12 protein-coding genes are annotated in these 14,388 nt (G+C 70.7%); 1 reads left to right on the top strand and 11 read right to left on the bottom strand.

Annotated features, from left to right (window positions below; all coding sequences use genetic code 11):
* Positions 1–9: 9 nt before the first annotated feature.
* From HGK68_RS07460 to HGK68_RS07410, 11 genes are all read right to left on the bottom strand, one after another.
* Positions 10–1,683 (bottom strand): GspE/PulE family protein, encoded by a 1,674-nt coding sequence (locus HGK68_RS07460; protein ID WP_169165395.1) that lies wholly within the window; start codon positions 1,681–1,683, stop codon positions 10–12.
* A gap of 109 nt (positions 1,684–1,792) precedes the next feature.
* Positions 1,793–2,932, bottom strand: a complete 1,140-nt coding sequence (mltG, locus tag HGK68_RS07455; protein ID WP_169165394.1) for an endolytic transglycosylase MltG — start codon at positions 2,930–2,932, stop codon at positions 1,793–1,795.
* 87 nt (positions 2,933–3,019) lie between these two features.
* Positions 3,020–3,883, bottom strand: a complete 864-nt coding sequence (locus tag HGK68_RS07450) for a shikimate dehydrogenase (protein ID WP_169165393.1) — start codon at positions 3,881–3,883, stop codon at positions 3,020–3,022.
* A gap of 73 nt (positions 3,884–3,956) precedes the next feature.
* On the bottom strand, positions 3,957–4,343 hold the full coding sequence (locus HGK68_RS07445; protein ID WP_169165392.1) for a peptidoglycan-binding domain-containing protein: 387 nt from the start codon (positions 4,341–4,343) through the stop codon (positions 3,957–3,959).
* Positions 4,344–4,494: 151 nt separating this feature from the next.
* Positions 4,495–5,664, bottom strand: coding sequence for an endolytic transglycosylase MltG (mltG, locus tag HGK68_RS07440; RefSeq protein WP_169165391.1), 1,170 nt, complete (start codon positions 5,662–5,664; stop codon positions 4,495–4,497).
* Positions 5,661–6,188 carry a Holliday junction resolvase RuvX gene (ruvX, locus tag HGK68_RS07435; protein ID WP_246260667.1) on the bottom strand — a complete coding sequence of 176 codons (528 nt, stop codon included), beginning with the start codon at positions 6,186–6,188 and terminating at the stop codon, positions 5,661–5,663. The genes mltG (HGK68_RS07440) and ruvX overlap by 4 nt, the downstream gene beginning before the upstream one ends.
* 62 nt (positions 6,189–6,250) lie before the next feature.
* Positions 6,251–8,941, bottom strand: coding sequence for an alanine--tRNA ligase (gene alaS, locus HGK68_RS07430; RefSeq protein WP_169165389.1), 2,691 nt, complete (start codon positions 8,939–8,941; stop codon positions 6,251–6,253).
* Positions 8,942–8,981: 40 nt separating this feature from the next.
* Positions 8,982–9,437 carry a hypothetical protein gene (locus tag HGK68_RS07425; protein WP_169165388.1) on the bottom strand — a complete coding sequence of 152 codons (456 nt, stop codon included), beginning with the start codon at positions 9,435–9,437 and terminating at the stop codon, positions 8,982–8,984.
* Positions 9,434–9,802, bottom strand: a complete 369-nt coding sequence (locus HGK68_RS07420; protein ID WP_169165387.1) for a DUF948 domain-containing protein — start codon at positions 9,800–9,802, stop codon at positions 9,434–9,436. The genes HGK68_RS07425 and HGK68_RS07420 overlap by 4 nt, the downstream gene beginning before the upstream one ends.
* 117 nt (positions 9,803–9,919) lie before the next feature.
* Positions 9,920–10,546: a 30S ribosomal protein S4 gene (gene rpsD / locus HGK68_RS07415; RefSeq protein WP_169165386.1), complete on the bottom strand. Its 627-nt coding sequence runs from the start codon at positions 10,544–10,546 to the stop codon at positions 9,920–9,922.
* 149 nt (positions 10,547–10,695) lie between these two features.
* Entirely contained in the window at positions 10,696–12,078 is a 1,383-nt protein-coding gene (locus HGK68_RS07410; protein WP_169165385.1) for a replication-associated recombination protein A, read from the bottom strand.
* Positions 12,079–12,149: 71 nt separating this feature from the next.
* Between HGK68_RS07410 and HGK68_RS07405 the strand changes: the two genes are divergently transcribed.
* Positions 12,150–14,378: an MMPL family transporter gene (locus tag HGK68_RS07405; protein ID WP_343037066.1), complete on the top strand. Its 2,229-nt coding sequence runs from the start codon at positions 12,150–12,152 to the stop codon at positions 14,376–14,378.
* Positions 14,379–14,388 lie beyond the last annotated feature (10 nt).

Raw genomic sequence — 14,388 nt, 5'->3', positions numbered from 1 at the left:
CGTCACCCGTCAGGCGACCACCCGGAGGATCTCCTCCACCGACGTCTGACCGAGGACGACCTTCTGCCAGCCGTCGTCGCGGAGCGTGATCATGCCCTGCTGGCGGGCCAGCGCACCGATCTCGGCGGCGGAGGCGCGGGCGACGGCGAGCCGTTCGACCTCCTCGGTCACCCGCATCACCTCGTGCAGCGCGACGCGACCGCGGTAACCGGTGCGCGAGCAGGCCACACAGCCGACCGGACGGAACAGCTCGGGTCGCTCCTCCCCCGGCATCCACGGGAACCGGGCACCGATCAGCTCGTCCTCGGACGGGGTGTAGGGCTCGGCGCACTTGCTGCACAGCCGTCGCGCGAGGCGCTGGGCCACGATGGCGTCCAGCGCCGACCCGACCAGGAACGGCTCGATCCCCATCTCGGTCAGCCGGGTGACCGCCGACGGTGCGTCGTTGGTGTGCAGGGTGGACAGCACCAGGTGGCCGGTGAGCGCCGCTTCGATCGCGATCTGGGCTGTCTCGTGGTCACGGATCTCACCGAGCAGCACCACATCGGGGTCCGAGCGCAGGATCGAGCGCAGCGCCCCGGCGAACGTCAGACCCGCCTTCGGGTTCACCTGCACCTGGTTGATCCCGGGCAACCGGTACTCGACCGGGTCCTCCACGGTGATCACGTTGATCTCCGGCTTCGAGACCGCGTTCAGCGTCGCGTACAGGGTGGTCGACTTGCCCGATCCCGTTGGACCGGTCACCAGGATCATCCCGTAGGGCTTGGTGTACGCCTCTTGGTAGGTCTCGAAGTTCTGGTCCAGGAACGCCAGGTCGCGCAGGTCCAGCGACGCGGTCGAGTTGTCCAGGATGCGCATGACGATCTTCTCGCCCCACACCGTGGGCAGCGTCGCCACCCGGAGGTCGATCTTGCGACCGTTGTGGGTGACCGACATCCGGCCGTCCTGGGGCTTGCGACGCTCCGCGATGTCGATGTCCGACATGATCTTGACCCGGGAGATCACCCCGCCCTGGATCTGCTTGGGCGAGCGCTGCATCTCGTGCAGCACGCCGTCGATCCGGTAGCGCACCCGCAGGTCGTGCTCGGTGGGCTCGATGTGGATGTCCGAGGCGCGGTCGGAGATCGCCTGGGTGACCAGCAGGTTCACGTAGCGGACGATCGGCGCGTCGTCGTCGACCATGTCGCCGATCCGCGACAGGTCGGTCTCGACCGGCGCCTGCTCCTCCTCGAAGGCGCTGGACAGGTCCTCCATCTCACCGTCGGCGCGGCAGTACCGGTCGATCGCCCGGTTGACGTTCTCGAAGGTGGCGACGACCGGCAGCACGCTCATCCCGGAGACGGTGCGCACGTCGTCGACGGCCACCACGTTCCCGGGGTCGGCGGTGGCGAGCACCAGCGCACCGTCCTGGAAGCCGACCGGCAGCACGGTGTACCGGCGGCACAGCGCGGCCGGCACCATGGTGACCGCCGACCGGTCCACCGGGTACTCGTCCAGGTCGACGAAGGCCATGCCGACCTGCCGCGCCAGCGCCGCGACCAGCTGGCCCTCGGTGAGGATGCCGATCTCGACCAGGGTGCGACCCAGCGACTGACCGCGGGCCATCTGTTCGTCCAGCGCCGCCATCAGCTGCGCTTCCGTGACCAGACCCTCGTCCAGCAAGATCTCGCCGAGCTGCTTCACCGACCGATTCCCTTCCGAGCGGGCTGCACACCCGTCCCGGATGACCCATCGGCACGCGGGCCGCCGAGGATGAGTGCTCGGCGGCACTCTCACCCGGCGATCCGCCCGGTCAGTAGCCGTTCGCTGCCAGCCACTCGTCCATCAGGGCCTCGTTCTCCAGCTGCTCGGGGTAGGTCTCCGCGAACAGGGTCTCGCCGGTGTCGAAGTTCACCGTGACCCAGTAGCGCCAGTTGCCCGGCGTCGGGGACAGCACCGCGTCCAGCGAGGCGGCGCCGGGCGCGGCGATCGGGGTGGGGGGCAGGCCGAGGTGCTCGTGGGTGTTGTACGGGTTGCTCGCGTCGTCCAGCTCGGCGCGGGTCGGACCCCGCCCGGTGACGCCCAGCCCGTAGAGCGTGGTGGCGTCGACCTGGAGCATCATCCCTTCGCGGAGCCGGTTCTCGATCACCCGGGCGGTCTTCGGCCGGTCCTCGTCCCGCCGCGCTTCCCGTTCGACGATGGAGGCCTTGGTCAGTACGTCCTGCATCTGGTCGGCCGGCACCCCCCGGGTGTTCAGCTCCCAGACCGTGCGCGCCACCATCTGCGACAGCACCTGGACGGCATCGGCACCGGGCTCCACGTCGTACGTCGCCGGGGACAGCCAGCCCTCGACGCTGGCCACCGGGACCGGGACGCCGAGCGCTGCCGGGTCGGCGGCCGCCGCCCGGTAGTCCTCGATCGAGATCGTGGTCACCTCGTACAGCCGCTGGTAGACCTGCTCGACGGTGTAGCCCTCCGGGATGGTCACCCGAGAGGACACCCGGTTGCCCTGGTCCAGCAGGGCGTTCACCGCGTCGGCCGCCCGCATCCGCTGATGCAGCGCATAGGTGCCCGGCTGGATCGCGGTGGCCTGCGGGTTCGCGGTGTACGCGTCACTGAACGCCTGTGCCGTGGCGACGACCCCCGCCTCGGTGAGCGTGGCACCGATCGCGTCCCCGGTGTCACCCGCCGCCACCGTCACCTGCACCTGACCCGAACCGGGTCCGGGATAGTCGACGATCACGTCAGCCGTCGGCTCGGCGGGGTCGAACAGCCCGCCGAACACGCTCCACAGCACGAAGCAGGTCCCCGCGAGCAGCGCGAACACCAGAGCCAGCACGACCCCACCACGACGGCGGCGGTGCGACCTCGACCTGGCATGCGCCGGCTGCTGACGGAGAGCCCGACGGCTGGTCTGGCGCTGCTCGGGGTCGGCGAGGAAGAGGTCGCTCACGCGGTCATCCCTTCGTCGGCCCGCGGCTGGCTGATGCGTCAGCCGCTTACCGTAGCGCCATCCAGCGCCCCGATGGGGTGAACCGCGTCAGTCCGTGAGAGCGCTCTCCAACGCCGACTCCATCGCCGCCACCGGACCGGGCCGACCCGTCATCAGGCGGACCTGCTCCACCGCCTGGTGCAACAGCATCCGTTCCCCGTCCACCGTGACACCACCGGCGCGCACCCACGCGGTTCCCAGCGGAGACCGTCGCGGGCTGTACGCCACGTCCAGCAGCACCCCGGACACCGGTCGACCCGCACCGGACAGCTGGGCCGCCAGCAGATCGGCACCACCCGGCGGCAGGGTGGACACCACCAGATCCGCGTCGTGCATCCCGGCCACGGCCTCGGTCAACGGGCGGAAGGTCGGCTCCACCCCCATCCGGTGCGCCGCGCGGGCGAGCCCACCGGTGCGACCCAACGACCGCGCGTACACCGTCGGGTGTGGGCAGCCCAGCTCGGCCAGCGCCGCGAGGGTCGAGGACGCCGTCGCCCCCGCACCGAGCACCGCCGCGGTCGGTCGCTCCGGCGTCGCGGCGGACATCCCCTCACGCAAGGCCGCCACGATCCCGTAGACATCGGTGTTCGCGCCGACCAGCGTCGGCCGCCGACCGCCGCCCTGCACCAGCACGGTGTTCACCGCACCGACCACCGTCGCCAGCGGTTCGACATGGTCCAGCAGCGGCATGATCGCCTGCTTCAGCGGCATCGTGACACTGAGCCCCGCCCAGGCCGCGTCCACCGACTCCACCAGCGGGGGCAGCTGCTCCTCGGTCACGTCGATGGCCTCGTAGTGCCAGTCGTCCAACCGGAGCGCCGCGTAGGCGGCACGGTGCAGCAGCGGCGACAGCGAGTGGCCGATCGGGTGACCCAGCACCGCTGCGCGCCGCAGCGTCAATCCTTGGTCCATCACGAGCTCAGCCTAGTCACCGGTGACAGGCACACGCTGCGGCTGCTTTGTGCAGCCGCAGCGTGCCCGCAGCTCAGTAGGGAAGGCCGTTCAGCGAACGCATCTCGCAGTATTGCAGCGTCGCCCAGGTCTTGGCGCCGACGATGCCGTCGACAGTCAGGCCATAGCGCGCCTGGATTCCACGCACCCAACCCTCGGTTGCCGCGCCAAACTGAGCGTCCGGCACGAGGTAGGTCTTGAAGAGGCTGTTGATCGAGAGCTGGAGAATATGAACACACCTGCCCGAGGACCCTGTGCGAAGCACCGAACCGGTGCAGGTGCTGTCGATGATTCCGACGCTGGTCGGCATGATGGCCGCTCTGGAGGTGGCCACTCCATCGACGGTGTTCGTCGGAGCCGCCGCGCTCACGCCACCACCGCCCGCGCCGATCGTCAGTGCCACCGCGCCAGCGATCGACATCACCGTATTTGCGATCCTGCTTGTCATCATTGCCCCCAACCTGCCGACGAAACCTGTCGCGGGCAGACCTTACGGGAGCAAGATGCATTCATGCCATGCCTTTTGGTCCCTTGACACGGGCTGATCGGAAGCACGGGAGGATCGAACGTTGTCAGCCCTCGGAGTGTGCTGCCTGCCACGCCCGCAGTTCAGCGACGTAGGTCTTGTGCTCGTCATAAGTGGTGGCGAATTTGGTCTCGCCGGTGTCGAGGTTGACCGTCACCCAGAACATCCAGTCGCCTGCAGCCGGGTTCAGCACCGCATTGACCGAGGCCGCCCCCGGAGAAGCGATCGGCGTCGGGGGTAGCCCGGGCACTTTGTACACGTTGTACGGGTTGTAAGGGGGCTGGGCCTCGCTCGTGTCGGCATTCGTCAGCTCGGTACCGGAGATGCCCAGCCCGTAGGCGACCACCGCATCGATCTGGAGCGGCATGTCAATGGCGAGCCGATTCTCGATCACTCGCGCGATCTTCGGCCGGTCCTCGTCCAGCTTGCCCTCGCGCTCGACGATGGACGCCTTGATCAGCACGGTCTCCATCTGATCGGTGGCGACACCGGCGGCGGTGAGCTCCTGCACGGTCTTGGCGACCATCCCGCTCAGCACCTGGGTGGCGGACGATCCCGGCTCGAACTCGTAGGTCGCCGGGTACAGCCAGCCCTCGATGTTGTCGACCGCGGCCGGCACGCCCAGCGCGCTCGGGTCGGCGGCGGCAGCTGTCAGCTCGTCCACCGGGATGGTGGTGACCTCGTAGATGCGCTGGTAGATCTGTTCCGCGGTGTAACCCTCGGGGATGGTGACCCGGGAGGAGACTCGGTTCGCCTGGTCCAGGAGCGCGTTGACCGCGTCGGAGGCCTTCATCTGCTGCTTGACGGCGTAGGTGCCGGGCTGGATCGAGGTGGCCTGCGCGTTGGCGGAGTAGGCGTCGGTGAAGGCGCCCACGGTGGCGACGACGCCGAGGTCGACCAGCTTGGTGCCGATCGCCTGGCCGGAGTCGCCGGCGGCCACGGTCACCTGGGCCTCACCGGACCCGGGGCCCGGGTAGTCCTTCACCGAGGACTCGGTGCCGGTGCCGGTGAACAGGTCACCGAAGACGCTCCAGACGACGAATCCGGTGCCACCGAGCAGGGCGATGACCAGCACGAGGACGATGCCGGTCCGGCGACGCCGGCTCTTGCGCCGCTTGGTCTGCGACACACGGTCGTCGCGACGCGAGCGTCGGCTCGGCTGCGGCGCCTCGTCGTGCTCCTCCTGGTGCGGAGCATCGAGGAAGAGGTCGCTCACTCGGTGGTCCCTTCGATCGGTGCAGCTGGTCCGGAATCCTGGCTGTCCCCCGTGCGCCGCTCGGCGGGCTGCTCCGCCGCCGCCACCGGTTCCCCCGGTCGACGACCACGTGAGCGCTCACCGTCCAACGCTGCCTGCAGGATCACCACCGCCGCGGCCTGGTCGACCACGGAGCGATGGCGTCGCCCGGATCTTCCGGACGCGTGCAGCGCCTGATGTGCGGTCACGGTGCTCATCCGCTCATCGACCATGCGCACCGGAACCGGTGCGATGGCCTGCGCCAGCGAACCAGCGTACGCGCGCGCGGCGGCAGATGCCGAGCCTTCCGCGCCGGAAAGATGACGTGGCAGGCCGACATAGACGATCGCGGCGCCGCGTTCGTGCACCTCAGCGACGATCTGTGAGAGATCCGTGGGGATCTGATCGCCGCCGCGGTTGTCCCGCGCCAGAGTCGCCACCGGCGTGGCGATCAGCCCGTCCGGGTCGGAGCTCGCGAGCCCGACCCGGACCGAGCCGACGTCCACCGCCAGCCGGACGCCCCGGATGACCTGGTCGTCGTCCGGACCGGACGCTGCCTCTGTCACCGTCAGGCCGCACCGATCGCATCGCGGACGCCCGAGAGCGCCTCGACGAGCTTCCCGGCGTCCTGACCACCGCCCTGCGCCAGATCGTCCTTGCCGCCACCGCCACCACCGAGCACGGCGGTCGCGGTCTTGACCAGCGCACCGGCACGGACACCCTGCCCGCGAGCGGCGGCATTGGTCGCGATGACCACCACCGGGCGGCCCTTGGCCACACCGCCGACGGCGACCACCGACGGCGCGGACTCGCCGAGCCGGGACCGGACGTCCAGCACCAGGGTGCGCAGGTCGTCGGCGGACGCCTCACCGGCGTCGTGGGTGACCACGCGCACACCGTTGACCTCCTCGGCGCCCGTGGCCAGCGCACCGGCCGCGGCGAGCACCTGGGCGGCACGCATGGTGGCGAGCTGCTTCTCGGTGTCCTTGAGCCGGGACATCAGCGACGACACCCGGTCGTGCAGTTCGTCCGGACGGGCGCCCAGCAGGCCGGAGAGCTGTCCGACCAGTGCGTGCTCGGTGGCGTGGAAACCGTAGGCACCGTCGCCGACCAGCGCGTCGACCCGGCGGACACCGGAACCGATGGACGACTCGCCCAGCAGCGTGACCAGGCCCAGCTCGCCGGAGCGGCGCACGTGGGTGCCACCGCACAGCTCGCGCGACCAGTCCCCGCCGATCGAGACCACACGCACCTGGTCGCCGTACTTCTCGCCGAACAGCGCCATCGCACCGAGTGCACGCGCCTCGGAGATCGGCATCACCTGGTCGGTGACCTCCAGGTCCTCCTGCAGACGGGAGTTGACCCGGGCCTCGATCTCACCCAGTACCCCGGTCGGCACCGCCTGGCCGGACCGGAAGTCGAAGCGCACCCGGCTGGGGGCGTTCTCGGATCCGGCCTGGGTGGCGGTGTCGCCGAGCGCCTCGCGGACCGCCTTGTGCACCAGGTGCGTGGCGGTGTGCGCGCGGCTGATCGCCAGGCGGCGGGTGGTGTCGATGGTGGCCACGCCCGGCTCGTCCAGGGTCACCGTGCCGTCGATCAGGCGGCCGCGGTGCACCGGCAGGCCCTTGATCGGCGCCTGCACGTCGTCCACCTCGATGGTGGCGCCGCCGTCGAGCACGATCGTGCCCTGGTCGGCGAGCTGACCGCCCATCTCGGCGTAGAACGGGGTGGTGTCCAGCACGATCTCGACCTCGGCCGGGGCGGTCGCGGCGGGTGCGGGCTGACCGTCGACCAGCAGGCCGACCACCCGGGCCCGGGACTGCGCCTGGGTGTAACCGACGAACTCGACCGGCTTCGCACCCGAGCTGTTCAGGGTGGCGTGCAGGTCCTGGTAGGCGGACAGGTCTGCGCGGCCGGAGCGCTTGGCCAGCGCATCGGCCCGGGCCCGCTCGCGCTGCGCCTGCATCAGGGACCGGAAGGCGGTCTCGTCGACGGTCACGCCCTGCTCGGCGGCCATCTCCAGGGTCAGGTCGATCGGGAAGCCGTAGGTGTCGTGCAGCTGGAACGCCTTGTCGCCGGACAGCACCGGGGTCGGCGTGCTGGGCGCCGCCTTGGCCTCGCTGACCGCCAGGTCGAGGATCGTGGTGCCGGAGGCCAGCGTGCGCAGGAACGACTCCTCCTCGGCATAGGCGATCCGGCTGATCCGGTCGAAGTCGGTCTCCAGCTCCGGGTAGGCGTCCCGCATCGCGTCCTTGCTGGTGGGCAGCAGGGTCGGCAGGGTCGCCTCCTCCACGCCGAGCAGGCGCATGGCCCGCACGGAGCGGCGCAGCAGGCGGCGCAGCACGTAGCCACGGCCCTCGTTGGACGGGGTCACACCGTCGCTCATCAGCATCAGGCCCGAGCGCACGTGGTCGGCGACCACCCGCATCCGGACGTCGTCGTCGTGGTTCGCGCCGTAGCGGCGGCCGGAGACCTCCTGGGCGGCGCCGATCACCGGGAACACCTGGTCGATCTCGTACAGGTTGTCCACGCCCTGCATCAGGTACGCGACCCGCTCCAGGCCCATGCCGGTGTCGATGTTCTTCTGCTTCAGCTCACCGAGCAGCGGGAAGTCGTCCTTGGTGCCGCCGTCGGCCCGCTCGTATTGCATGAAGACCAGGTTCCAGATCTCCAGGTACCGGTCCTCGTCGACGATCGGACCGCCCTCGGCGCCGTACTCCGGGCCACGGTCGATGTAGATCTCCGAGCACGGACCCGCCGGGCCCCGCGCACCGGTGGACCAGAAGTTGTCCCGCATGCCGCGGCGCTGGATCCGCTCGTCCGGCAGCCCGGCGATCCGACGCCAGAGCGCGGCCGCCTCGTCGTCGTCGTGATAGACGGTGACCCAGACCTTGTCCGGGTCGAAGCCGTAACCGCCGTCGGCCTGCGAGCCGGTGATCAGCTCCCAGGCGAACTCGATCGCCTCGGCCTTGAAGTAGTCGCCGAAGGAGAAGTTGCCGTTCATCTGGAAGAACGTGCCGTGCCGGGTGGTCTTGCCGACCTCCTCGATGTCCAGCGTGCGCACGCACTTCTGCACCGAGGTGGCCCGCGGCCACGGGGCGGTCTGCTCGCCGAGCATGTACGGGATGAACGGCACCATGCCCGCGATCACGAACAGGGTGGACGGGTCGGGCGAGATCAGCGGGGCCGAGGGCACGACGGCATGGCCCTTGCTCTCGAAGAAGTCGAGCCAACGCTGGCGGATCTCGGCGGTGCGCATGATGTCCTTCGGGTTGTTCTACAGCAGCGGAGGGGATGGTTCAGAAGAACGAGTACGGTACGTCGCCGTCGTCTTCGGGGTCGTCGGTCGGGCTGTCGGCCCAGCCCTTGCGGGCACGAGCTGCTCGCGCCTCACGACGGGCGTCGGGGTCGGTGTGCCAGGCAGGCGGGGTCACACCGTCCGGCGACCAGTCGTGCTTCGCGGTCGCGCGCTCGGCCTTGATCGCGTCGATGTCGGCGTCGCCCAGCAACCCGGCGCGCAGCTCGGCCTCGCGATCGGCCATCCCGGTGCGGAAGTCGGTCCGCGCCTGGCGCAGCGCCTGCTGCACTCCCCCGGCGGTCCGACCGGCGGCGAACAGACCGCGTGCGGCGGCCACCACCGGATCGGCGGGGCGCGAGGTGGTGCGCGGGGCACCCGGGACGTCGATCAGGCCGAGTCGGTGCGCGACGGCCACGGTGGCCACGACGCCGACGCCCACCCAGACCAGACGCCTCATCGGCTCGACTTCTTCCCTCGGCCCGCCAGCCCCGACAGCGCCGACCGCACGCCGTAGGAGAACGCCGCGATCTTGATCATGGGTCCGCCGACCGTCGCCGAGAACAGCGAGCTGAGCGCCGACACGTTCTGCGACACGCTCGCCGCCGCGGTGGTGACGGTGTCGACCCGTTCCAGCTGGGTGTTGGCGCTGCTCACCGTGGTGGCGGCCTCGTCCAGGATCGGCACGGTGTGCTCGGTCAGCTCCCGCACCGAGGTGCGCGCCTCGTCCAGCACCCGACCCAGCTTCACCAGCGGCAGGGCCAGCGCGCCGACCAGCAGCACGAAGGCGATGGCGGCGATCAGCCCCGCGATGTCTCCCAGCATCGAAGACCCTTCTGTTCGTGACGAACGTCCGCCGAGCACCTTACCCGCCGGTGAATGCAGCAACGCCCCGACACGGACCACCGGGGGCCGTGACGGGGCGTTGCGTGGATCAGTCGATCAGCGAGCGTAGTACTCGACGACCAGCTGCACGTCGCAGGTCACGGGGACCTCGGCGCGCTTCGGCCGACGGGTCAGCACCGCGGAGAGCTTCTCCAGCTGGACGTCCAGGTAGCCCGGGACGGCCGGCAGCACGTCACGGTGGGCACCGGCGGCGGCCACCTGGAACGGCACGGTGGTCTGGCTCTTCGGCTTGATCTGCAGGGTCTGACCCTCCTTCACGCGGAAGGACGGACGGTCCACGATCTTGCCGTCGACCAGGATGTGACGGTGGGTCACGACCTGGCGGGCCTGCAGGATGGTGCGGGCGAACCCGGCGCGCAGCACCAGGGCGTCCAGGCGGGTCTCCAGGTCCTCGACCAAGGCCTCACCGGTCAGGCCCGGGGCCTTGCGGGCGGCCTCGTAGGCACGGACCATCTGCTTCTCGCGCAGCGCGTACTGGGCGCGCAGACGCTGCTTCTCCCGCAGACGGACGGCGTAGTCGGACTCGGTCCGACGACGGGCACGGCCGTGCTCACCGGGCGGGTAGGGGCGCTTCTCGAAGTGCTTGACTGCCTTCGGCGTCAGGGCCAGGCCCAGCGCACGAGACAGACGCACCTGGCGGCGCGAACGCGTCACGTTGCTCATGTGGTTCTTCCTGTCGTTTGGTTCACGGCACACCGCGGCGGAGAGTTCCACCGGGCGCGGGGTCGACCGTGGTGCAGCGAGTGGTACGGGCTGCGGCTAAGACCCCAGGCGGTCCGCGGGCACAAATGTGCCGCGAGGACTGGTCGAGTCTACACGCCCGAGTCGGTGGCCTGGTCCAGCACCGAACGGATCCGGCCCAGCCGCTCGGTGACCTGCCGCTCGTAGCCCCGGTCGCTGGGCTCGTAGTACCGGGTGCCCGCCAGGTCGTCCGGCAGGTACCGCTGCGGGCTGATGCCGATCGGGTCGTCGTGCGGGTACTGGTAGCCCTTGCCGTGGCCCAGGGCCTTCGCGCCGGCGTAGTGCGCGTCGCGCAGGTGCAGCGGCACCGTGCCGATCCTCCCGGCCCGGACGTCGGCCAGCGCCGCGTTGATCCCGTTGTAGGACCGGTTGGACTTCGGGGCGGTCGCCAGGTGGACCACCGCCTCGGCCAGGATGATCTGCGCCTCGGGCATCCCGATCAGCTGCACCGCCTGCGCCGCGGCGACCGCGGTCTGCAAGGCGGACGGATCGGCCATCCCGACGTCCTCCGCCGCGGAGATCATGATCCGGCGGGAGATGAACCGGGGGTCCTCCCCTGCGGCGATCATCCGCGCCAGGTAGTGCAGCGCGGCGTCCACGTCCGACCCACGGATCGACTTGATGAAGGCACTGATCACGTCGTAGTGCTGGTCGCCGTCCCGGTCGTAGCGCACCGCCGCGACGTCGATCGCCCGTTCCATCGTCGCCAGGTCCACCGGCGCGGGGCTAGGCGCACCCGGCTCGTCCAACGCGGCTCCGGCGGCCGCCTCCAGGATGGTCAGCGCCTTGCGGGCGTCCCCGCCTGCCAGTCGGAGCAGGTGCTCCTCGGCGTCATCGGTCAGCTCCACCGACCCGGCCAGACCGCGCTCGTCCGCCACCGCGCGGTGGACCAGGGCGCGCACGTCCTCGGTGGTCAACGGGCGCAGGGTGAGCAGCAGGGACCGGGACAGCAGCGGGGAGTTGACCGAGAAGCTCGGGTTCTCCGTGGTGGCGGCGACCAGGGTGACCCAACGGTTCTCCACACTGGGCAGCAGCGCGTCCTGCTGGGCCTTGGTGAAGCGGTGCACCTCGTCGATGAACAGCACGGTCTCCGAGCCGTCCGCGGTCAGCCGCCGCCGGGCGTCCTCCACCACCTGACGCACGTCCTTGACGCCGGCGGTCACCGCTGACAACTCCACGAACCGGCGGCCCGAGGTGGCGGCGACCAGGTAGGCGAGCGTCGTCTTGCCGGTGCCGGGCGGACCCCACAGCACCACCGACGACGGAGCCGCCCGTCGCTGACCGGCATCCCCGGGTTCCACCAGCCGGCGCAGCGGCGACCCCGGTTCCAGCAGGTGTTCCTGGCCCGCGACCTCCGCCAGCGTCGCCGGGCGCATCCGAACCGCCAGCGGGGCACCGGGCGCCGGGGCCGGGGTGCCCTGCGCGGTCGAGCCCAGCGCGTCGAACAGGTCCATCCCACCAGCGTACGCAGCACCACCCACAGCGAGGTCGCCGGGACGCCGCCCGGCCTGAGATGCTGACCTGCGTGTTCGAGAGTCTCGGCCGGGCGGTCGCCCGTCATCCCCGTCTCACCGTCGTCGTCTGGGCGGCGATCACGGTCCTCTGCGGCCTGGTCGCGCTGACCGGTCTGGGCGGAGGCACCCTCTTCGACCGGCTCAGCACCGGCGAGCAGGTGGTCCCCGGTTCCGACAGCGCACGGGCTTCCGAGCTGCTCGCCTCCGACGACGCCGGTGCGTCGTTGTCGCTGGTGGTCTCCGACGTCGACCCGAGCGCGGACGGGATCGCCGACGCCATCGCGCCCGCCCGGTCCACGGTGCTGAACATCCCCGGTGTCGAGTCGGTGATCGACCCGTACCTGCTGCCGCAGGGGGTGTCGAACCCGGCCGCGGCACCGCTGCTCGCCGCCTCCGGTGACGGCTTCCTGATGGTCGTCGAACTCGACCCGGAGCTGTCCGAGTCGGCGCGGGACACCGCCCTCGCCCGGGTGGAGACCGCCCTGGACGCCGTGCCGGACGCCCTGCACGACGTCGCACCCCGGGCCACCGGCCTGGTCGGCGGCAGCAGCCTGATCGTCACCGCGATCACCGACCAGGTGCGCGACGACCTGACCACCGGCGAGGCGATCGCCCTGCCGGTGGCGCTGCTGATCATGGTGCTGGTCTTCGGCGGGTTCCTGGCCGCCGCGATGCCGCTGGCCGGGGCGATCGCGTCCATCGCCGGCGGTCTCGGCGCGCTCTGGGCGCTGTCGCACCTGCTGACCGACATGGAGTCGTCGGTGGTGAACGTGGTCACCGTGCTCGGGCTCGGCCTCTCGATCGACTACGGCCTGCTGATCGTCTCCCGGTTCCGGGAGGAACTGACCCGGGCGCTCGGCGACGACGAGGGGGCCAGCAACCGGCGTCGACGCGGTGACGGCGCCGTCACCACCGCGCTGGTGCGGACCATCGCGACCGCAGGCCGCACCGTCGCGTTCTCCGCCCTGACCGTCGGGGTGTCGATCGCCGGGCTCCTGGTCTTCAAGCAGGAGATCCTGCGCGCCTTCGGGGCCGGTGCCGTCGCGGTGATCGTCTTCGCGGTGGGCACCGCGCTGACCTTGGTGCCCGCGCTGCTCGCGTTCACCGGCCGTCGGCTCGCCGGTCCCACGCTGCTGAGCCGGGTGCCGTTCCTGCGCGGCGTGCTGGCCCGGACCGCCGACGTCCAGCGCGACGAGGGCGCGTTCTCCCGACTGACCGGCCGGGTGCAGCGCCACCCGTGGTGGGTGATGGGCGGCTCGCTCGTGGTGCTGCTGGTGCTGGCCAGTCCCCTGCTGCACATCGAGCTGCGGAACTCGACTACTCAGTTGCTGCCGTTGGATTCCAGCCAGCGCGAGTACGTGCAGATCCTGTCCACCGAGTACCCGTCGTCGGCCAGCCCCTCGGTGCAGGTGGTGACGGAGTCCAGCCTGGACCAGGCCAGCACGATCGCGACCGAGATCGAGGCGCTCCCCGGGGTCGCCTCGGTGGACGCCCCGGTGGCCGCCGGGCGCGGCGTGCTGATCGGCGTGCACCCGGAGGACACCGATCCCGGCAGCCGCGCCACCCAGGACGTCGTGCACGCGATCCGCGATCTGGATCTGGACGCGCACGTCGGCGGGCAGGCCGCGGTGCAGATCGACTTCGTGGACGCGCTGGTCGACCGGGCGCCGCTGGCCCTCGGGATCGTCGCGCTGGCCACCCTGATCCTGCTGTTCCTGATGACCGGATCGCTGCTGGTGCCGATCAAGGCGCTGCTGACGAACGTGATCTCGCTGTGCGCCTCGCTCGGGGTGCTGGTCTGGGTCTTCCAGGACGGCCACCTGTCCGGGCTGCTCGGCTTCGAGTCCACCGGCGGGATCGAGACCTACGTGGTCGCGCTGGTGATCGCCTTCGCCTTCGGTCTCGCGATGGACTACGAGGTCTTCCTGCTGTCCCGGATCAAGGAGCTGCACGACGACGGGGTGCCGAACGACGAGGCCGTCCGACGCGGTCTGCAGCGCTCCGGCCGGGTGATCACCAGCGCCGCCGCGATCATCGTGGCGGTGTTCGCCGGGTTCGTCGCCGGGGAGCTGCTGGTGATCAAGGAGGTCGGCTTCTCCCTCGCGGTGGCGGTGCTGATCGACGCCACCCTGGTCCGGCTGCTCCTGGTGCCGGCCACCATGACCGTGCTGCGGGAGTGGAACTGGTGGGCGCCGGGCCCGCTGCGCCGGGTCTACGAGCGGATCGCGATCACGCACTGACCACGACCGC

It is taken from the genome of Cellulomonas taurus (assembly GCF_012931845.1).
GTDB classification, from domain to species: Bacteria; Actinomycetota; Actinomycetes; order Actinomycetales; family Cellulomonadaceae; genus Cellulomonas; species Cellulomonas taurus.
This window is presented reverse-complemented; position numbering and strand designations above follow the sequence as displayed.